This is a genomic window from Isoptericola variabilis (assembly GCF_050311655.1).
Classification (GTDB): Bacteria; Actinomycetota; Actinomycetes; order Actinomycetales; family Cellulomonadaceae; genus Isoptericola; species Isoptericola variabilis.
Map to the genome: position 1 here is coordinate 63,890 of NZ_JBNOZM010000001.1, position 19,925 is coordinate 83,814.

The following is a 19,925-nucleotide window of genomic DNA, read 5'->3' on the forward strand; positions in this document are numbered from 1 at the left end:
AGACCGCCGGTCGTCCGACGCTGCCCGGGCTCGCCCCAGCAAGCCGAAGACCGAAGTCCCGTGAGAGTGCGGGGGCCTGCGTAGGTGACACGACGACGATCACACAGCCCGGCTGTGAGCTCCGAGCCCCGTGCGCACCTGCGCCGGGGCTCTTTTCTTTCGCAGGTACCGGTGGCACCACCACCGGAAGGATTGCCATGGCGAGGCCGGACAAGGCAGCCGCTGTCGCGGAGGTCGCGGACAAGTTCCGTGACTCGAACGCGGCCGTGCTGACCGAGTACCGCGGGCTCACCGTCGCGCAGCTCAAGGAGCTGCGTCGGTCGCTCAGCGGCAACGCAACCTACGCCGTGGTGAAGAACACGCTGACGTCCATCGCGGCCAAGGAGGCCGGGATCGACGCGTTCGAGGCCGACCTCAAGGGTCCGTCCGCGATCGCGTTCGTGACCGGCGACCCGGTCGAGGCCGCCAAGGGTCTGCGTGACTTCGCCAAGGCGAACCCTGCACTGGTCATCAAGGGCGGTGTCCTTGACGGGAAGCCGCTGACCGCTGCAGAGGTCACCAAGCTCGCGGACCTCGAGTCCCGCGAGGTCCTGCTGGCCAAGACGGCCGGCGCGATGAAGGCCAAGCTCTTCCAGGCTGCCTACGCCTTCAGCGCGAAGCCGGCCCAGGCCGCTCGCGTCATCGATGCCCTGCGTCAGAAGCAGGAATCGGAGGCCGCTGCCGCCTGACGGCGGTGCGGCAAGCACTACCCCCTCCCTTGCTTCTGCGGGGCCCCGGCCCCAGGACGCACCAACCGAAAGGAACGCCATCATGGCGAAGCTCAGCACCGACGAGCTCCTGGCCGCCTTCGAGGAGCTCACCCTCATCGAGCTCAACGAGTTCGTGAAGGCCTTCGAGGAGAAGTTCGAGGTCACCGCCGCCGCTCCCGCCGCCGTCGCGGTTGCCGCCCCCGCCGCTGGCGGTGCCGGTGGCGCCGAGGCCGCCGAGGAGAAGGACGAGTTCGACGTCATCCTCGAGGCCGCCGGCGACAAGAAGATCCAGGTCATCAAGGAGGTGCGCGCGCTCACGTCCCTCGGCCTGAAGGAGGCCAAGGACCTCGTGGACGGCGCCCCGAAGCCGGTCCTGGAGGCCGCGAACAAGGAGACGGCCGAGAAGGCCAAGGCTGCCCTCGAGGGCGCCGGCGCCACCGTCACCCTCAAGTGATCGTTGCGGCCTAGCCGCGCATCGCTTCCGCGAGGCCCGCATCCCTTCGGGGGGTGCGGGCCTCGCCGCGTTCTACGCCGGTGTCCCATGCCGGTGTCCGATGCCGGTGTCCGACGTCGTCGGCGCGGCACTTCCGGCTCGGCGCGGCAGTTCGAACTGCCGCCGCGAGCGCGAACTGCCGCGGCGAGCGACCGGCGGACGGCGCGGCGTCGCGGGGAGCCGGGCCGGTTGTGGAGGTGTCGTGTCGTGACCGACGTCGCGCGCGGGCCCCTGGCCGGGGCCGCCTACCACGGGTTAGGCTGGTCCGACAACCGTTTCTTGGGCGGCATATGGCGGCCACCGAGACAACGTCCTCACGACCCAGAACCGAGGGCGTCCACTCGTGTGCCCGCGCGAGTGGACAAACGACGAAGTTCTGGCTACGCTAGCGCTTTGCGCTCGCTTGTGCCCCGACGCCTCCCCGCCGACGAAGTCCCGCCCCCTGTGATCACGTCTTCGTGACCCCTGGGCCGGTTCCTCCCGCCGCGGTCCGGCGCCTGCAGCCTCGCTGAGCGTACAGCGTGCCATCGAACTGCAGGGAAGGACCCCTCTTGGCTGCCTCGCGCACCCCTTCTGTTCCGTCCGCCGACGCTATCGCGAACCGCACCGCTTCCCGCCGCGTCTCCTTCGCCAAGATCTACGAGCCGCTCGAGGTCCCCGACCTCCTCGGGCTGCAGACCGAGAGCTTCGACTGGCTCCTCGGCAGCCCCGCCTGGCAGGCCCGGGTCGAGGCGGCCACCGCCGCCGGCCGTTCCGACGTCCCCGCGACGTCGGGCCTCGAGGAGATCTTCGAGGAGATCTCGCCGATCGAGGACTTCGGCCAGTCGATGTCCCTCTCCTTCTCGAACCACCGTTTCGAGCCGCCGAAGTACACGGCGGAGGAGTGCAAGGAGAAGGACTTCACCTTCGCCGCCCCGCTGTTCGTGACGGCCGAGTTCGTGAACTACACGACCGGTGAGATCAAGAGCCAGACCGTGTTCATGGGCGACTTCCCGCTCATGACCGAGCGTGGCACGTTCATCATCAACGGCACCGAGCGCGTCGTCGTCTCCCAGCTGGTGCGTTCTCCGGGCGTGTACTTCGAGCGTCAGCCGGACAAGACGAGCGACAAGGACGTCTTCTCCGCGAAGGTCATCCCGTCGCGCGGCGCCTGGCTCGAGTTCGAGATCGACAAGCGCGACGCCGTCGGCGTGCGCGTCGACCGCAAGCGCAAGCAGCCCGTCACCGTCCTGCTGAAGGCCCTCGGCCTCACCGAGGCGGAGATCCGCGAGGAGTTCGCCGACTTCCCGTCCGTGCTCGACACGCTCGAGAAGGACCACGTCCACACCCAGGACGAGGCCCTCGTCGACCTGTACCGCAAGATCCGCCCGGGCGAGCCGCCGACGGTCGAGGCCGGTCGCGCGCTGCTCGAGAACTTCTACTTCAACCCGAAGCGCTACGACCTGGCGAAGGTCGGCCGCTACAAGGTGGGCAAGAAGCTCGGCGTCGAGGCGCCGCTGGCGGACTCCACGCTGTCCGTGACCGACGTCGTCGCCACGATCAAGTACCTGGCCGCGCTGCACGCCGACCAGGCGACGATCCCTGGCACCCGCGACGGCCAGCCGATCGAGGTCCGCGTCGAGACGGACGACATCGACCACTTCGGCAACCGCCGCATCCGCGCCGTCGGCGAGCTCATCCAGAACCAGGTGCGCACGGGCCTGTCCCGCATGGAGCGCGTGGTCCGTGAGCGCATGACGACGCAGGACGTCGAGGCGATCACGCCGCAGACGCTGATCAACATCCGTCCCGTGGTGGCGTCGATCCGCGAGTTCTTCGGCACCTCGCAGCTGTCGCAGTTCATGGACCAGAACAACCCGCTGGCGGGCCTGACGCACAAGCGTCGTCTGAACGCCCTCGGCCCGGGTGGTCTGTCCCGCGACCGCGCCGGCATGGAGGTCCGTGACGTCCACCCGTCGCACTACGGCCGCATGTGCCCGATCGAGACCCCTGAGGGGCCGAACATCGGCCTCATCGGCTCGCTCGCGTCGTTCGGTCGCATCAACCCGTTCGGCTTCATCGAGACGCCGTACCGCAAGGTCACGGACGGCAAGGTCACCGACGAGATCGTCTACCTGACGGCGGACGACGAGGACCGGCACATCATCGCCCAGGCGAACACCGAGCTCGCCGCGGACGGCACGTTCCTCAACGACCGCGTCCTGGTGCGCACCAAGGGCGGCGAGACCGACGACCTGCCGCCGGCCGAGGTCGACTACATGGACGTCTCGCCGCGCCAGATGGTGTCCGTCGCGACGGCGCTCATCCCGTTCCTCGAGCACGACGACGCGAACCGCGCGCTCATGGGCGCGAACATGCAGCGTCAGGCCGTGCCGCTGGTGCGCTCCGAGGCGCCGCTGGTCGGCACCGGCATGGAGCGTCGTGCGGCGGTCGACGCCGGCGACGTCATCGTGGCGACCAAGCCCGGCGTGGTCACCGAGGTGTCCGCCGACCTGGTCCTCGTCGCGAACGACGACGGCACCACGGGCTCGTACCGTGCGGCCAAGTTCCGCCGCTCGAACCAGGGCACCAGCTACAACCAGCGCGTGCTCGTGGACGAGGGCCAGCGGGTCGAGGTCGGCTCCGTGCTGGCCGACGGCCCGGCGACCGACGAGGGTGACCTCGCCCTCGGCCGCAACCTGCTCGTGGCGTTCATGTCGTGGGAGGGCCACAACTACGAGGACGCGATCATCCTGTCGCAGCGCCTCGTGGAGGACGACGTCCTGTCCTCGATCCACATCGAGGAGCACGAGGTCGACGCCCGCGACACCAAGCTCGGGCCCGAGGAGATCACGCGGGACATCCCGAACGTCTCCGAGGACGTGCTGGCGGACCTGGACGAGCGCGGCATCATCCGCATCGGTGCCGAGGTCGGCGCGGGCGACGTGCTGGTCGGCAAGGTCACCCCGAAGGGCGAGACCGAGCTGACCCCGGAGGAGCGCCTGCTGCGCGCCATCTTCGGCGAGAAGGCCCGCGAGGTCCGCGACACGTCCCTCAAGGTGCCTCACGGCGAGCAGGGCACGGTCATCGGCGTCCGCGAGTTCAACCGCGAGGACGGCGACGAGCTGCCCGCCGGCGTGAACCAGCTGGTCCGCGTCTACATCGCCCAGCGCCGCAAGATCACCGTCGGCGACAAGCTCGCCGGCCGGCACGGCAACAAGGGCGTCATCTCGAAGATCCTGCCGCAGGAGGACATGCCGTTCCTCCCCGACGGCACGCCGGTCGACGTCATCCTCAACCCGCTGGGCGTGCCCGGCCGCATGAACGTCGGCCAGGTCCTCGAGACGCACCTGGGGTGGGTCGCGAGCCGCGGCTGGGACATCGAGCTGGCCGAGGGCGAGGACCTCTCCTGGAAGGAGACCCTGCCCGAGGTCGCGTCGAAGTCCGCGCCGGGGACGCCGGTGGCGACGCCGGTGTTCGACGGCCTCGAGGAGTCGGGCCTGCGCGGTCTGCTCTCCACGACGCTGCCGAACCGCGACGGTGACCGCATGGTCGCGACGGACGGCAAGGCCCGGCTCTTCGACGGCCGCTCCGGCGAGCCGTTCCCGGACCCGGTGTCGGTGGGCTACATGTACATCCTCAAGCTCCACCACCTGGTCGACGACAAGATCCACGCGCGCTCGACCGGCCCGTACTCGATGATCACGCAGCAGCCGCTGGGTGGTAAGGCGCAGTTCGGCGGCCAGCGCTTCGGCGAGATGGAGGTGTGGGCCCTCGAGGCGTACGGCGCGGCCTACACGCTGCAGGAGCTGCTCACCATCAAGTCCGACGACGTCCCGGGCCGCGTGAAGGTCTACGAGGCGATCGTCAAGGGCGAGAACATCCCCGACTCGGGCATCCCGGAGTCCTTCAAGGTGCTCCTCAAGGAGATGCAGTCGCTGTGCCTGAACGTCGAGGTGCTCTCGAGCGACGGGACCTCCATCGAGATGAAGGAGTCCGACGACGAGGTGTACCGCGCCGCGGAGGAGCTGGGCATCGATCTGTCCCGACGCCCCAACTCGGCCGCCACGGTCGACGAGATCTGATCCAGCGACCAGCTGAACTCCACGGACATTCGAAAGCTTTGAGGAAGTAGGACATCTTGCTCGACGTCAACGTCTTCGACGAGCTGCGTATCGGCCTGGCCACGGCCGACGACATCCGTGCCTGGTCGCACGGAGAGGTCAAGAAGCCCGAGACCATCAACTACCGCACCCTGAAGCCGGAGAAGGACGGGCTCTTCTGCGAGAAGATCTTCGGCCCCACCCGGGACTGGGAGTGCTACTGCGGCAAGTACAAGCGCGTGCGCTTCAAGGGCATCATCTGCGAGCGCTGCGGCGTCGAGGTGACGCGCTCGAAGGTGCGCCGTGAGCGCATGGGCCACATCGAGCTCGCCGCCCCGGTCACGCACATCTGGTTCTTCAAGGGTGTGCCGTCGCGCCTCGGCTACCTGCTGGACCTGGCCCCGAAGGACCTGGAGAAGGTCATCTACTTCGCGGCCTACATGGTCACGTGGGTCGACGACGAGGCCCGGCACGAGGACCTCCCGAACCTCCAGAACGAGATCGACCTGGAGAAGAAGGAGATCTCGGACCGCCGCGACAACGACATCAACACCCGCGCCGCCAAGCTCGAGGCCGACCTGGCCGAGCTGGAGGCCGAGGGCGCCAAGGCCGACGCGCGCCGCAAGGTGCGCGACTCCGCCGAGCGCGAGATGGCGCAGCTGCGCAAGCGTGCCGACCAGGAGCTGGACCGCCTCGAGCAGGTCTGGGACCGGTTCAAGAACCTCAAGGTCGCGGACCTCGAGGGCGACGAGATGCTGTACCGCCAGCTCGTCGACCGCTACGGCACGTACTTCGAGGGCTCGATGGGCGCCGCGGCGATCCAGAAGCGCCTCGAGAGCTTCGACCTGGAGGCCGAGGCCGAGTCGCTGCGCGAGACCATCCGCACCGGCAAGGGCCAGCGCAAGACGCGCGCGCTCAAGCGACTGAAGGTCGTCAACGCGTTCCTCACGACGACCAACTCGCCCACGGCGATGGTGCTCGACGCCGTCCCGGTCATCCCGCCGGACCTGCGCCCGATGGTGCAGCTCGACGGTGGCCGCTTCGCGACGTCGGACCTCAACGACCTGTACCGCCGCGTGATCAACCGCAACAACCGGCTCAAGCGCCTGCTCGACCTGGGTGCGCCGGAGATCATCGTCAACAACGAGAAGCGGATGCTCCAGGAGGCCGTGGACTCGCTGTTCGACAACGGTCGCCGCGGCCGTCCGGTCACGGGCCCGGGCAACCGCCCGCTGAAGTCGATCTCCGACATGCTCAAGGGCAAGCAGGGCCGGTTCCGCCAGAACCTGCTCGGCAAGCGCGTCGACTACTCGGGCCGTTCGGTCATCGTGGTCGGCCCGCAGCTCAAGCTGCACCAGTGCGGCCTGCCCAAGCAGATGGCGCTCGAGCTGTTCAAGCCGTTCGTCATGAAGCGGCTGGTCGAGCTCAACCACGCGCAGAACATCAAGAGCGCCAAGCGCATGGTCGAGCGCACCCGCGCCGAGGTGTGGGACGTGCTGGAGGAGGTCATCCAGGAGCACCCGGTGCTGCTGAACCGTGCCCCCACCCTGCACCGTCTGGGCATCCAGGCGTTCGAGCCGCAGCTCGTCGAGGGCAAGGCCATCCACCTGCACCCGCTCGTGTGCGCCGCGTTCAACGCGGACTTCGACGGCGACCAGATGGCGGTCCACCTGCCCCTGAGCGCGGAGGCGCAGGCCGAGGCCCGCATCCTCATGCTCTCGAGCAACAACATCCTCAAGCCGTCGGACGGCCGTCCGGTGACCATGCCCTCGCAGGACATGATCATCGGTCTGCACCACCTCACCTCGGACCGCCCCGGCGCGACGGGGGAGGGGCGCGTGTTCTCCTCGCAGGCCGAGGCGATCATGGCCCTCGACCGCGGCGAGCTGGACCTCAACGCCACGATCAAGCTGCGGATGTCGGACCTCGTGCCCCCGACCAAGGGCTTCGAGGCTCCCGAGGGGTGGGAGCCCGGGCAGCCGCTGCTGTTCGAGACCACCCTGGGCCGCACGATCTTCAACGAGGCGCTCCCGATCGACTACCCGTTCCAGAACGGCGTCGTCGGCAAGAAGGAGCTCTCGACGATCGTCAACGACCTGGCGGAGCGCTACCCGAAGGTCGACGTCGCGACGTCGCTCGACGCGCTGAAGGACGCCGGCTACCGGTGGGCCACGCGCTCGGGCGTCACGATCGCGATCTCCGACGTCGCGATGCCGGAGGTCAAGAACGACATCCTGGACGAGCACGAGCAGCGTGCGCTGAAGGTCCAGGACCAGTTCGACAAGGGTCTGATCACCGACGACGAGCGCCGTCAGGAGCTCATCGAGATCTGGACCCAGGCCACCGACAAGATCGCGTCGGTCATGCGCGAGAACCTCGAGAACAACTCGCGGAACACGCTGTACCGCATGGTGTCCTCGGGCGCCCGTGGTAACTGGATGCAGGTCCGTCAGATCGCCGGTATGCGCGGTCTCGTGGCGAACCCGAAGGGCGAGATCATCCCGCGCCCGATCAAGTCCAACTACCGCGAGGGCCTGTCCGTCCTCGAGTACTTCATCGCCTCGCACGGTGCCCGCAAGGGTCTGGCCGACACGGCGCTGCGTACCGCGGACTCCGGCTACCTGACCCGTCGTCTGGTCGACGTGTCGCAGGACGTCATCATCCGCGAGGAGGACTGCGGCACCGAGCGCGGCCTCACGCTGCCCGTCGCCGAGCGCATCGGCGACGTGCTGGTGCCGCACCCGCGCGTCGAGACGAGCATCTACTCGCGCACGTTCGCGACGGACGTCGTGGACGCGGACGGCAACGTCGTGGCCGAGGCGGGCTCGGACGCGGGCGACGTGATCATCGACAAGGTGATCGCCGCCGGCATCGAGAACGTCAAGGTCCGCTCCGTGCTGACCTGCGAGTCGCGCGTCGGCACCTGCGCCAAGTGCTACGGCCGCTCCCTGGCCACCGGCAAGCTGGTGGACATCGGCGAGGCCGTCGGCATCATCGCGGCGCAGTCCATCGGTGAGCCGGGCACGCAGCTGACGATGCGTACCTTCCACACCGGTGGTGTCGCCTCCGCGGAGGACATCACGCAGGGTCTGCCGCGTGTCACCGAGCTGTTCGAGGCCCGCACCCCCAAGGGTGAGGCCCCGATCGCGGAGTACACCGGCACGGTGACGATCGAGGACACGGAGCGCACGCGCCACCTGGTCCTCACGCCGGCCGACGGCGGCGAGGAGATCCGCTACCCGGTGACCAAGCGCGCCCGCCTCCTGATCGCCGACGGCGAGCAGGTCCAGGTCGGCACGCAGCTGGTCCAGGGCGCCGTCGACCCGAAGAAGGTGCTGCGCATCCTCGGCCCGCGTGCCACGCAGAAGCACCTGGTGGACGAGGTCCAGGAGACCTACCGCTCGCAGGGTGTGGACATCCACGACAAGCACATCGAGGTCATCGTGCGGCAGATGCTGCGTCGCGTGACCGTGCTCGACTCGGGTGACTCGCACCTGCTGCCGGGTGAGCTCGCGGAGCGCGTCCGCTTCGAGGACGCGAACCGTCGCGCCGTGGCGGAGGGTGGCCAGCCGGCCTCCGGCCGTCCGGAGCTCATGGGCATCACGAAGGCGTCGCTCGCCACCGACTCGTGGCTCTCGGCCGCCTCCTTCCAGGAGACGACCCGCGTGCTCACCGAGGCGGCGATGAGCGGTCGTCGTGACCCGCTGCTGGGCCTCAAGGAGAACGTCATCCTCGGTAAGCTCATCCCCGCCGGTACGGGCCTGCCCCGCTACCGGAACATCGAGGTCGAGCCGACCGAGCAGGCCAAGGCCGAGCTCTACCCGAGCTTCGGCTACGACGAGATCGACTTCCCGACGCTCGGCATGGGCTCGGGCGAGGCGATCCCGCTGGAGGACCTGGACTTCGGCGACTTCCGCTAGGTCTGATACCACGAGGTAGTCCGGGAGGGGCGCACGTCACAGCGTGCGCCCCTCCCGTTCCTTTGACCCCGCTTGCTTCCGCGGGTAATCTTGGAAGCCGTGCCCGTGCCGTCGCGCGCGCATCCCGCTGTCAGCCCAGAACGTTCTCGCTCGGGCCGGCTGCCGGAGGCGTCGCCGACCTGAGCGCACAGGTACCCCGGGAAGATCGCTCGGACCGTCCGTGAGGGCGGGGGAGCTGAGCTGACCCGGGCCATCGAGCCGGTGGTAAGTGGCGTTGCGGTCCGTGAGGGCCGCGGGTGCCGCATGCGATCGGCACGCACAAGCCAGACAGACCACCGTCGAGGGCCGGCCGGCCCTCGTGAGCTCGAGAAGACGACGGAGACGTAGTGCCTACGATCCAGCAGCTCGTCCGCAAGGGCCGGTCCACGAAGGCCGTGGCGTCGAAGACGCCGGCCCTCAAGGACTCGCCCCAGCGGCGCGGCGTGTGCACCCGTGTGTACACCACCACCCCCAAGAAGCCGAACTCCGCGCTCCGCAAGGTCGCGCGCGTCAAGCTGTCCTCGGGCACCGAGGTCACGGCGTACATCCCCGGTGTCGGCCACAACCTGCAGGAGCACTCGATCGTGCTCGTCCGCGGCGGCCGTGTGAAGGACCTCCCGGGTGTCCGCTACAAGATCGTGCGCGGCGCGCTCGACACGCAGGGCGTGAAGAACCGCAAGCAGGCCCGCAGCAAGTACGGCGCGAAGAAGGAGAAGGCCTGATGCCTCGCAAGGGTCCGGCCCCCAAGCGGCCGCTCATCGTCGACCCCGTCTACGGGTCGCCCGTCGTGACGCAGCTGATCAACAAGGTCCTGCTCGACGGCAAGAAGTCCACCGCCGAGGCGATCGTCTACGGCGCCCTCGAGGGCGTCCGTGCCAAGACGGACCAGGACCCGGTCGTCGTGCTCAAGCGCGCGCTGGAGAACGTCCGCCCGGCTCTCGAGGTCCGCTCCCGCCGTGTCGGTGGCGCCACCTACCAGGTGCCCGTCGAGGTCCGCCCCGCGCGCTCCACGACGCTCGCGCTGCGCTGGCTCACCGACTTCTCGCGCGCCCGTCGCGAGAAGACGATGACCGAGCGCCTGATGAACGAGATCCTCGACGCCTCCAACGGCCTCGGTGCCGCGGTGAAGCGCCGCGAGGACATGCACAAGATGGCCGACTCGAACAAGGCGTTCGCGCACTACCGCTGGTGATGCGCTCAGGACGGCTCCGGGTGACCCCCGGGGCCGTCCGCGGATCCGGAGCCGGCCGGGGGCCGGCCCTCCGGCCCGGCTTCCGACCTTCCACCGACCAAGGGGAAAGACACCGTGGCACTCGACGTGCTGACCGACCTGAAGAAGGTCCGCAACATCGGCATCATGGCCCACATCGATGCCGGCAAGACGACCACCACCGAGCGCATCCTGTACTACACGGGTGTGAACTACAAGATCGGTGAGACGCACGACGGTGCGTCGACGATGGACTGGATGGAGCAGGAGCAGGAGCGCGGCATCACGATCACGTCCGCCGCGACGACCTGCTACTGGAAGAACAACCAGATCAACATCATCGACACCCCCGGTCACGTGGACTTCACCGTCGAGGTCGAGCGCTCGCTGCGCGTGCTCGACGGCGCGGTCGCCGTCTTCGACGGCAAGGAGGGCGTGGAGCCCCAGTCCGAGACCGTGTGGCGTCAGGCCGACAAGTACGACGTCCCGCGCATCTGCTTCGTCAACAAGATGGACAAGCTGGGCGCCGACTTCTACTTCACGGTCGAGACGATCATCAACCGCCTCAAGGCGAAGCCGCTGGTCATCCAGCTGCCGATCGGTGCCGAGAACGACTTCATCGGCGTCGTCGACCTGCTCGAGATGAAGGCGCTCGTCTGGCGCGGCGAGACCGCCCTCGGCGAGAGCTACGAGACCGAGGAGATCCCCGCGGACCTCCAGGAGAAGGCCGAGCAGTACCGCAACGAGCTCATCGAGGCGGTCGCCGAGGCCGACGACGAGCTGCTCGAGAAGTTCCTCGGTGGCGAGGAGCTCACGGTCGCCGAGATCAAGTCCGGCATCCGCAAGCTCGTGGTCAAGTCCGAGGCGTTCCCGGTCCTGTGCGGTTCGGCGTACAAGAACAAGGGCGTGCAGCCCATGCTCGACGCCGTCATCGACTACCTGCCGTCGCCGCTCGACGTCCCCTCGATCGAGGGTCACGACGTCAAGGACGTGGAGAAGGTCGTCGAGCGTCACGCCGACGCGTCGGAGCCCTTCTCGGGCCTCGCGTTCAAGGTCGCGACGCACCCGTTCTTCGGCAAGCTCACCTACGTGCGCGTGTACTCCGGCAAGGTCGAGCAGGGCGCCCAGGTGCTCAACACGACCAAGGGCAAGCGCGAGCGCATCGGCAAGCTCTTCCAGATGCACTCCAACAAGGAGAACCCGGTCGAGGAGGCGCAGGCCGGGCACATCTACGCGTTCATCGGTCTCAAGGACGTCACCACCGGTGACACCCTGAGCGACCCGGCGAACCCGGTCATCCTCGAGGCGATGACCTTCCCCGAGCCGGTCATCGACGTGGCCATCGAGCCGAAGACGAAGGCCGACCAGGAGAAGATGTCGACCGCGATCCAGAAGCTTCTGGCCGAGGACCCGACGTACCGCGTCAAGCTGGACGAGGAGACCGGCCAGACCGTCATCGGCGGCATGGGCGAGCTCCACCTCGACATCCTCGTCGACCGCATGCGTCGCGAGTTCAAGGTCGAGGCGAACGTCGGCAAGCCGCAGGTCGCCTACCGCGAGACGATCCGCCGCACCGCGGAGAAGATCGACTACACGCACAAGAAGCAGACCGGTGGCTCGGGCCAGTTCGCGAAGGTCCAGGTGACCTTCGAGCCGCTCGACACGGCCGAGGGGGAGCTCTACGAGTTCGCCAACGCCGTGACCGGTGGCCGCATCCCCCGCGAGTACATCCCCTCCGTCGACGCCGGTATCCAGTCGGCGATGGAGCAGGGCGTGCTGGCCGGGTTCCCCGTCGTGGGCGTCAAGGCCACGCTGCTCGACGGTGCCTACCACGACGTCGACTCCTCGGAGATGGCGTTCAAGATCGCCGGCTCGATGGTCTTCAAGGAGGGCATCAAGCGCGCCGACCCGGTGCTGCTCGAGCCCGTCATGGCCGTCGAGGTCCGGACGCCCGAGGAGTACATGGGTGAGGTGATCGGCGACATCAACTCGCGTCGTGGGATGATCCAGTCCATGGAGGACGCGACCGGTGTCAAGGTCGTGCGCGCCCAGGTACCGTTGAGCGAGATGTTCGGGTACATCGGTGACCTGCGTTCCAAGACGCAGGGCCGCGCCGTGTACTCGATGCAGTTCGACAGCTACGCCGAGGTTCCTCGCAACGTTGCTGACGAGATCATCAAGAAGACCCGGGGCGAGTGAGTCCCCACAGGTCGACGACCAGCACAACCATCAACCTGTAGGAAACCCCCGTCGCCCCGCGGGATGTAGGCTCTCTCGCCGAGTCTCGCAACGTTCGGGAACATCTACCCAAGTCCCAGGAGGACCCCAGTGGCTAAGGCCAAGTTCGAGCGGACCAAGCCGCACGTCAACATCGGCACGATCGGGCACGTCGACCACGGCAAGACGACGCTGACCGCCGCGATCTCGAAGACGCTTGCGGACACGTACCCCGACCTGCCGGCGAACACGCAGCGCAACTTCGACGAGATCGACGCCGCGCCGGAGGAGAAGCAGCGCGGTATCACGATCAACATCGCGCACATCGAGTACGAGACGCCCAAGCGTCACTACGCGCACGTCGATGCTCCGGGTCACGCCGACTACATCAAGAACATGATCACCGGTGCCGCCCAGATGGACGGCGCGATCCTGGTGGTCGCCGCGACCGACGGTCCGATGGCCCAGACGCGCGAGCACGTGCTGCTGGCCCGCCAGGTGGGCGTCCCCTACCTGCTGGTCGCGCTGAACAAGGCCGACATGGTCGACGACGAGGAGATCCTCGAGCTCGTCGAGATGGAGGTCCGCGAGCTGCTGTCGTCGCAGGAGTTCGACGGCGACAACGCGCCCGTCGTCCGCGTCTCCGGCCTCAAGGCCCTCGAGGGTGACCCCGAGTGGACCAAGAAGGTCCTGGAGCTCATGGAGGCCGTGGACGAGAACGTCCCCGACCCGGTCCGCGAGCTCGACAAGCCGTTCCTCATGCCGATCGAGGACGTCTTCACCATCACCGGCCGCGGCACCGTCGTGACCGGCAAGGTGGAGCGCGGTGCGCTCGACGTCAACTCCGAGGTCGAGATCGTCGGTATCCGTGCGCCCCAGAAGACCACGGTCACCGGTATCGAGACGTTCCACAAGCAGATGGACCAGGCCCAGGCCGGTGACAACACCGGTCTGCTCCTGCGCGGCATCAAGCGCGAGGACGTCGAGCGTGGCCAGGTCGTCGTGAAGCCGGGTTCGATCACCCCGCACACGAACTTCGAGGCGCAGGTCTACATCCTGGGCAAGGACGAGGGCGGCCGTCACAACCCGTTCTACTCGAACTACCGTCCGCAGTTCTACTTCCGGACCACGGACGTCACCGGCGTCATCACGCTGCCCGAGGGCACCGAGATGGTCATGCCCGGCGACAACACCGAGATGTCGGTGGAGCTGATCCAGCCCATCGCCATGGAGGAGGGCCTCGGCTTCGCCATCCGTGAGGGTGGCCGCACGGTCGGTTCCGGCCGTGTCACCAAGATCATCAAGTGACCATCGCTTGATCTTGGTCGGCTGAAGCCCGGCTGATCGTCCGGAGGCCCGGGCCCGCGAGGGTCCGGGCCTCCGGCGTGCGCGGACGCGTCGTGCCCTGAGTGGAGGTGCGTCCGGTGTCACAGCGGCAGTACCCCGTTCCGGCTTGGAATCACGGGGTTCCCTGTGGCAAGATGTTCAGGTTGCCTGTCACGGGCGCGTTCTTTCTCGTGTCGAACAGTGTGTAGCACCACGGTGCGTGCACCGGTCCGGTCTGCCGGAGCGGTCCACCCGCCTGGAGCGGTTCTCCTCCCGGAGGAGTCGCGGGGTTGCCGGCTGTCGACGCGCGTGAGCGCCCCGCGGGACACATGTTTCGACAGGCCAGACAGACGTCGTGGTCCGCCTCGCGCGGACCACAATCAACGGCCCCACGCCGATTCGGTGTGCGCCCGGGTACGTCGCCTAGCGCGACACGCCCGAGCGCGGGGGTCGGACAGTAGCGGTTCGAGAGAGAGAGTCAGACGACGCCATGGCGGGACAGAAGATCCGCATCCGGCTCAAGTCCTACGACCACGAGGTCATCGACAGCTCGGCGCGCAAGATCGTCGACACGGTGACGCGCGCTGGTGCGACGGTCGTGGGTCCGGTGCCGCTGCCGACGGAGAAGAACGTCTTCACCGTCATCCGGTCGCCTCACAAGTACAAGGACAGCCGCGAGCACTTCGAGATGCGCACGCACAAGCGGCTCATCGACATCATCGACCCCACGCCGAAGGCCGTCGACTCGCTCATGCGGATCGACCTGCCTGCCGACGTGAACATCGAGATCAAGCTCTGAGGCTGGGATAGACATGACCAACCAGCAGAAGAACGTGACCGCGGTGCTCGGCACCAAGCTCGGTATGACGCAGCTGTGGGACGACGCCGGTCGTCTGGTCCCCGTGACCGTCGTGGCCGTCCCGACCAACGTCGTGACGCAGGTCCGCTCCGCGGACGCCGACGGCTACGCGGCCGTGCAGCTCGCCGCCGGCCAGATCGACCCGCGCAAGGTCACCAAGCCGCTCAAGGGCCACTTCGAGAAGGCCGGCGTCACGCCGCGCCGTCACGTCGCCGAGGTCCGCACCGAGGACGCCGCCGAGTACACGCTCGGCCAGGAGATCACCGCCGAGGCCTTCGAGGCCGGTGCCGTGGTCGACGTCGTCGGCACCACCAAGGGCAAGGGCACCGCCGGTGTCATGAAGCGCCACGGCTTCGCCGGCGTCGGCGCCTCGCACGGTGCCCACCGCAACCACCGCAAGCCGGGCTCGATCGGCGGCGCCTCGACGCCGTCGCGCGTCTTCAAGGGCCTGCGGATGGCCGGTCGCATGGGCCACGCCCGCATGACCGTCCAGAACCTGACCGTTCACGCGGTCGACGCCGAGAAGGGTCTGCTGCTCGTCAAGGGCGCGGTTCCCGGCCCCAAGGGTGGCGTCGTCGTCGTGCGTACCGCCGCGAAGGGTGCGTGACCTCCATGGCCAACCAGACCGTCGACGTGCTCGACGCCCAGGGCAAGAAGGCCGGCTCCGCCGAGCTCCCCGCTGAGGTGTTCGACGTCGCGACCAACGTCCCGCTGATCCACCAGGTGGTCGTGGCGCAGCGCGCCGCCGCCCGCCAGGGGACGCACGCCACCAAGACCCGCGGCGACGTCCGCGGTGGTGGCAAGAAGCCGTACAAGCAGAAGGGCACCGGCCGCGCCCGCCAGGGTTCGACCCGCGCCCCGCAGTTCGCCGGCGGTGGCACCGTCCACGGCCCGCAGCCGCGCAAGTACGACCAGCGCACCCCGAAGAAGATGAAGGCCGCCGCGCTCCGTGGCGCCCTCTCCGACCGGGCTCGCGCCGGCCGCGTCCACGTGGTCTCCGGCTTCGGCCTCGACGGTGCGCCGTCGACCCGGACCGCCGTCAAGACGATCGCGGCGCTGACCGAGCGTGAGCACGTCCTCGTGGTCACCGAGCGTTCGGACGAGCTGACGATCCTGTCGCTCCGCAACGTCGAGCAGGTCCACCTGCTGACCGCGGACCAGCTCAACACCTACGACGTGCTCGTCTCCGACGACGTCGTCTTCACCGAGGGCGCGCTCGCCGCGTTCCTCGCGGGCCCGGCCACGGGCAAGAGCGTGAAGGCCGTCGCCACGGAGTCCGAGGCGGCCGAGACCGAGGAGGCCACGAAGTGACCGCCGTGACGAAGGACCCGCGCGACATCCTGATCGCGCCGGTCGTCTCCGAGAAGTCCTACAACCTCCTCGACGAGGGCAAGTACACCTTCGTCGTGGACCCGCGGGCCAACAAGACCGAGATCAAGATCGCGGTCGAGCAGGTCTTCGGCGTCAAGGTCGACTCGGTGAACACGATCAACCGCAAGGGCAAGGCGCGTCGCACGCGCTTCGGCCTGGGCAAGCGCAAGGACACGAAGCGCGCGATCGTGACCCTCCGTGAGGGCACGATCGACATCTTCGGCGGTCCGGCTTCCTGAGGCGCAGAGAGCAGATCGAGGACTAACCCATGGGAATCCGTAAGTACAAGCCGACGACGCCCGGCCGCCGCGGCGCCAGCGTCGCCGACTTCGTCGAGATCACGCGCTCCGAGCCGGAGAAGTCTCTGGTCCGTCCGCTGTCCAAGACGGGTGGGCGCAACAACTCCGGTCGCATCACGACCCGTCACAAGGGCGGTGGCCACAAGCGTGCCTACCGCGTGATCGACTTCCGTCGCCACGACAAGGACGGCGTGCCCGCCAAGGTCGCGCACATCGAGTACGACCCGAACCGCACGGCTCGGATCGCGCTCCTGCACTACGCGGACGGCACGAAGCGCTACATCGTCGCGCCGAACAAGCTGTCGCAGGGCGACGTCGTCGAGGCCGGTGCCGGCGCCGACATCAAGCCCGGCAACAACCTGCCGCTGCGCAACATCCCGACCGGTACGGTCATCCACGCCGTCGAGCTCCGCCCCGGTGGCGGCGCGAAGATCGCCCGCTCCGCGGGTGCCTCCGTGCAGCTCGTCGCGAAGGACGGCCCGTACGCGCAGCTGCGCATGCCGTCCGGCGAGATCCGCAACGTCGACCTGCGCTGCCGCGCCACGGTCGGCGAGGTGGGCAACGCCGAGCAGTCGAACATCAACTGGGGCAAGGCCGGCCGCAAGCGGTGGAAGGGCGTCCGCCCGACCGTCCGAGGCGTCGTCATGAACCCGGTCGACCACCCGCACGGTGGTGGTGAGGGCAAGACCTCCGGTGGTCGCCACCCGGTCAGCCCGTGGGGCCAGCCCGAGGGCCGGACCCGCCGCCCGAACAAGCCGAGCGACAAGCTGATCGTCCGCCGTCGCCGCACCGGCAAGAAGCGCTGATAGGAGCCTGACAGATGCCTCGTAGCCTGAAGAAGGGCCCCTTCGTCGACGACCACCTGCAGAAGAAGGTGGACGCTCAGAACGAGAAGGGGACCAAGAACGTCATCAAGACCTGGTCCCGTCGGTCGGTCATCACGCCCGACTTCCTCGGTCACACCTTCGCCGTGCACGACGGCCGGAAGCACACCCCGGTCTTCGTCACCGAGGCGATGGTCGGCCACAAGCTCGGCGAGTTCGCTCCCACGCGAACCTTCCGCGGCCACGTGAAGGACGACAAGAAGGGCCGTCGCCGCTGACCCCCCGGGTCAGCCGGACGACAGGCCCCGACGGTCTGAGAAAAGGAAGCAGGACAGCAATGGAAGCCAAGGCGCAGGCGCGGTTCGTCCGTGTCACGCCCCAGAAGGCCCGGCGCGTCGTGGACCTCATCCGTGGCAAGCAGGCCGCCGAGGCCGTCGCGGTGCTGAAGTTCGCGCCGCAGGCGGCGAGCGAGCCGATCCGCAAGGTCGTGGAGAGCGCCGTCGCGAACGCCCGGGTGAAGGCCGACCGCGCGAGCGAGCGCTTCGACGAGACGGAGCTCTTCGTCTCGGAGGCGTTCGTGGACGAGGGCCCGACCCTCAAGCGGTTCCGTCCGCGGGCCCAGGGGCGTGCGAGCCGGATCCTCAAGCGCACCAGCCACATCACCGTGGTCGTCGCACCGCGTGAGCAGAAGGAAGGGGCCCGATAGTGGGGCAGAAGGTTCACCCGCACGGGTACCGCCTCGGCATCACCACCGACCACCGGTCGCGCTGGTTCGCCGACAGCACCAAGCCTGGTCAGCGGTACCGCGACTACGTCCGTGAGGACGTGGCGATCCGCAAGCTCATGAGCACCGGTCTCGAGCGGGCCGGCATCTCCAAGGTCGAGGTCGAGCGCACCCGCGACCGCGTCCGCGTGGACATCCACACGGCGCGTCCGGGCATCGTCATCGGTCGCCGGGGTGCCGAGGCCGACCGCATCCGCGGCGAGCTCGAGAAGCTCACGGGCAAGCAGGTCCAGCTCAACATCCTCGAGGTCAAGAACGCGGAGATCGACGCGCAGCTGGTCGCGCAGGGCATCGCCGAGCAGCTCGCGAGCCGCGTCTCGTTCCGTCGCGCCATGCGCAAGGGCATCCAGTCCGCGCAGCGCGCCGGTGCCAAGGGCATCCGCGTGCAGGTCTCCGGCCGCCTCGGCGGCGCCGAGATGAGCCGGTCGGAGTTCTACCGCGAGGGTCGTGTGCCGCTGCACACGCTGCGCGCGAACATCGACTACGGCTTCTTCGAGGCCCGCACCACCTTCGGCCGCATCGGCGTGAAGGTGTGGATCTACAAGGGCGACATCACCGAGAAGGAGTTCGCCGCGCAGCAGGCCGCTGCCGCGCCCCGTCAGGGTCGTGGCCGTGGTGGCGAGCGTGGGGAGCGCCGCGGTGGCGGTCGTCGCCCCGAGCGTCAGGCCCAGCCGGCCGCCGAGAGCGCCCCCGCGTCCGACGCGGCCCCGGCGCCGGAGCAGGCTGCGGCCCCCGAGTCCGGAACGGAGGCCTGAGTCATGCTGATCCCCCGCAGGCTCAAGCACCGCAAGCAGCACCACCCGAAGCGCTCCGGCGCGGCCAAGGGTGGCACCACGATCGCGTTCGGCGACTACGGCATCCAGGCTCTCGAGCCGGCCTACGTCACCAACCGCCAGATCGAGGCTGCTCGTATCGCGATGACCCGCCACATCAAGCGTGGCGGCAAGGTCTGGATCAACATCTACCCGGACCGTCCCCTGACCAAGAAGCCCGCCGAGACCCGCATGGGTTCCGGTAAGGGCTCGCCCGAGTGGTGGGTCGCCAACGTCAAGCCCGGCCGCATCGTCTTCGAGCTGGCCGGTGTCGACGAGGAGCTGGCCCGTGAGGCCATGCGCCGCGCGATCCACAAGCTCCCGATGAAGTGCCGTTTCGTGGTGCGCGAGGGTGGTGCGAACTGATGGCAGTCGGAACCAAGGGCCTGGCCCCCGCTGACCTCGACGGGTTCGACGACGAGAAGCTGGTCGCCGAGCTGAAGAAGGCCAAGGAGGAGCTCTTCAACCTCCGTTTCCAGTCGGCCACCGGCCAGCTGGAGTCCCACGGTCGGATCAAGGCCGTCAAGCGCGACATCGCGCGGATCTACACGGTCCTGCACGAGCGCGAGCTCGGTATCCGCACGGCCCCGAGCGTGAGTGAGTGAGGCATCGATGAGCGAGAACACCAACGCGGTGGCCGCTGAGACGACCGCGCGCAGCACGCGCAAGGTCCGTCGCGGCTACGTCGTCAGCGACAAGATGGAGAAGACCATCGTCGTCGAGGTCGAGGACCGCAAGAAGCACCCCCTCTACGGCAAGGTCATGCGCACCACCACCAAGGTGAAGGCGCACGACGAGCAGAACTCCGCCGGTATCGGCGACCTGGTCGAGATCATGGAGACCCGTCCGCTGTCCGCGACCAAGCGGTGGCGCCTGACGGAGATCCTCGAGAAGGCCAAGTGATCCAGAAGGTCGTCTAGACCTTCGGCCGGGGCAGGCC

19 protein-coding genes are annotated in these 19,925 nt (G+C 68.4%); all 19 read left to right on the forward strand.

The features are described from left to right. The first annotated feature begins 197 nt into the window (after window positions 1-197). The 19 genes from rplJ to rpsQ all read left to right on the forward strand — a co-directional run bounded on the left by rplJ (window position 198) and on the right by rpsQ (window position 19,888). Entirely contained in the window at window positions 198-728 is a 531-nt protein-coding gene (gene rplJ / locus ACQP60_RS00315; RefSeq protein ID WP_429727837.1) for a 50S ribosomal protein L10, read from the forward strand. 82 nt (window positions 729-810) lie between these two features. Further along, window positions 811-1,203 (forward strand): 50S ribosomal protein L7/L12, encoded by a 393-nt coding sequence (gene rplL / locus ACQP60_RS00320; RefSeq protein ID WP_429727838.1) that lies wholly within the window; start codon window positions 811-813, stop codon window positions 1,201-1,203. 590 nt (window positions 1,204-1,793) lie between these two features. Next, the gene (gene rpoB / locus ACQP60_RS00325) at window positions 1,794-5,306 is read left to right on the forward strand and encodes a DNA-directed RNA polymerase subunit beta (RefSeq protein ID WP_429727839.1); all 3,513 of its coding nucleotides are present in this window, start codon (window positions 1,794-1,796) and stop codon (window positions 5,304-5,306) included. A gap of 56 nt (window positions 5,307-5,362) precedes the next feature. Next, window positions 5,363-9,244, forward strand: a complete 3,882-nt coding sequence (locus ACQP60_RS00330) for a DNA-directed RNA polymerase subunit beta' (RefSeq protein WP_429727840.1) — start codon at window positions 5,363-5,365, stop codon at window positions 9,242-9,244. A 386-nt stretch (window positions 9,245-9,630) separates the two neighbouring features. Next, the gene (gene rpsL, locus ACQP60_RS00335; protein WP_416342463.1) at window positions 9,631-10,005 is read left to right on the forward strand and encodes a 30S ribosomal protein S12; all 375 of its coding nucleotides are present in this window, start codon (window positions 9,631-9,633) and stop codon (window positions 10,003-10,005) included. Next, the gene (gene rpsG / locus ACQP60_RS00340) at window positions 10,005-10,475 is read left to right on the forward strand and encodes a 30S ribosomal protein S7 (protein WP_380244197.1); all 471 of its coding nucleotides are present in this window, start codon (window positions 10,005-10,007) and stop codon (window positions 10,473-10,475) included. Before rpsL ends, rpsG begins: the two co-directional genes overlap by 1 nt. 114 nt (window positions 10,476-10,589) lie before the next feature. Beyond that, window positions 10,590-12,692 carry an elongation factor G gene (fusA, locus tag ACQP60_RS00345; RefSeq protein WP_429727841.1) on the forward strand — a complete coding sequence of 701 codons (2,103 nt, stop codon included), beginning with the start codon at window positions 10,590-10,592 and terminating at the stop codon, window positions 12,690-12,692. A gap of 129 nt (window positions 12,693-12,821) precedes the next feature. Further along, window positions 12,822-14,018: an elongation factor Tu gene (gene tuf, locus ACQP60_RS00350; RefSeq protein WP_429727842.1), complete on the forward strand. Its 1,197-nt coding sequence runs from the start codon at window positions 12,822-12,824 to the stop codon at window positions 14,016-14,018. 508 nt (window positions 14,019-14,526) lie between these two features. After that, window positions 14,527-14,835 (forward strand): 30S ribosomal protein S10, encoded by a 309-nt coding sequence (gene rpsJ, locus ACQP60_RS00355; RefSeq protein ID WP_013837837.1) that lies wholly within the window; start codon window positions 14,527-14,529, stop codon window positions 14,833-14,835. A 13-nt stretch (window positions 14,836-14,848) separates the two neighbouring features. After that, a complete protein-coding gene (rplC, locus tag ACQP60_RS00360) occupies window positions 14,849-15,502 on the forward strand; it encodes a 50S ribosomal protein L3 (protein WP_429727844.1) in 654 nt (217 codons plus the stop codon). Between the two features lie 5 nt (window positions 15,503-15,507). Continuing rightward, window positions 15,508-16,206, forward strand: a complete 699-nt coding sequence (gene rplD, locus ACQP60_RS00365; RefSeq protein ID WP_429727845.1) for a 50S ribosomal protein L4 — start codon at window positions 15,508-15,510, stop codon at window positions 16,204-16,206. Beyond that, window positions 16,203-16,505 carry a 50S ribosomal protein L23 gene (gene rplW / locus ACQP60_RS00370; RefSeq protein ID WP_079572420.1) on the forward strand — a complete coding sequence of 101 codons (303 nt, stop codon included), beginning with the start codon at window positions 16,203-16,205 and terminating at the stop codon, window positions 16,503-16,505. Before rplD ends, rplW begins: the two co-directional genes overlap by 4 nt. 29 nt (window positions 16,506-16,534) lie before the next feature. Further along, window positions 16,535-17,371: a 50S ribosomal protein L2 gene (gene rplB, locus ACQP60_RS00375; protein ID WP_429727846.1), complete on the forward strand. Its 837-nt coding sequence runs from the start codon at window positions 16,535-16,537 to the stop codon at window positions 17,369-17,371. Window positions 17,372-17,385: 14 nt separating this feature from the next. Continuing rightward, window positions 17,386-17,667 carry a 30S ribosomal protein S19 gene (gene rpsS / locus ACQP60_RS00380; protein WP_075829208.1) on the forward strand — a complete coding sequence of 94 codons (282 nt, stop codon included), beginning with the start codon at window positions 17,386-17,388 and terminating at the stop codon, window positions 17,665-17,667. A gap of 59 nt (window positions 17,668-17,726) precedes the next feature. Beyond that, window positions 17,727-18,095: a 50S ribosomal protein L22 gene (gene rplV / locus ACQP60_RS00385; protein WP_429727847.1), complete on the forward strand. Its 369-nt coding sequence runs from the start codon at window positions 17,727-17,729 to the stop codon at window positions 18,093-18,095. Next, the gene (gene rpsC / locus ACQP60_RS00390) at window positions 18,095-18,928 is read left to right on the forward strand and encodes a 30S ribosomal protein S3 (RefSeq protein ID WP_429727848.1); all 834 of its coding nucleotides are present in this window, start codon (window positions 18,095-18,097) and stop codon (window positions 18,926-18,928) included. Before rplV ends, rpsC begins: the two co-directional genes overlap by 1 nt. A gap of 3 nt (window positions 18,929-18,931) precedes the next feature. Further along, window positions 18,932-19,351, forward strand: coding sequence for a 50S ribosomal protein L16 (gene rplP, locus ACQP60_RS00395; RefSeq protein ID WP_429727849.1), 420 nt, complete (start codon window positions 18,932-18,934; stop codon window positions 19,349-19,351). Next, window positions 19,351-19,590 (forward strand): 50S ribosomal protein L29, encoded by a 240-nt coding sequence (gene rpmC / locus ACQP60_RS00400; protein WP_380321628.1) that lies wholly within the window; start codon window positions 19,351-19,353, stop codon window positions 19,588-19,590. The genes rplP and rpmC overlap by 1 nt, the downstream gene beginning before the upstream one ends. A 7-nt stretch (window positions 19,591-19,597) precedes the next feature. Next, a complete protein-coding gene (gene rpsQ / locus ACQP60_RS00405; protein WP_429727850.1) occupies window positions 19,598-19,888 on the forward strand; it encodes a 30S ribosomal protein S17 in 291 nt (96 codons plus the stop codon). Window positions 19,889-19,925: the final 37 nt, after the last annotated feature.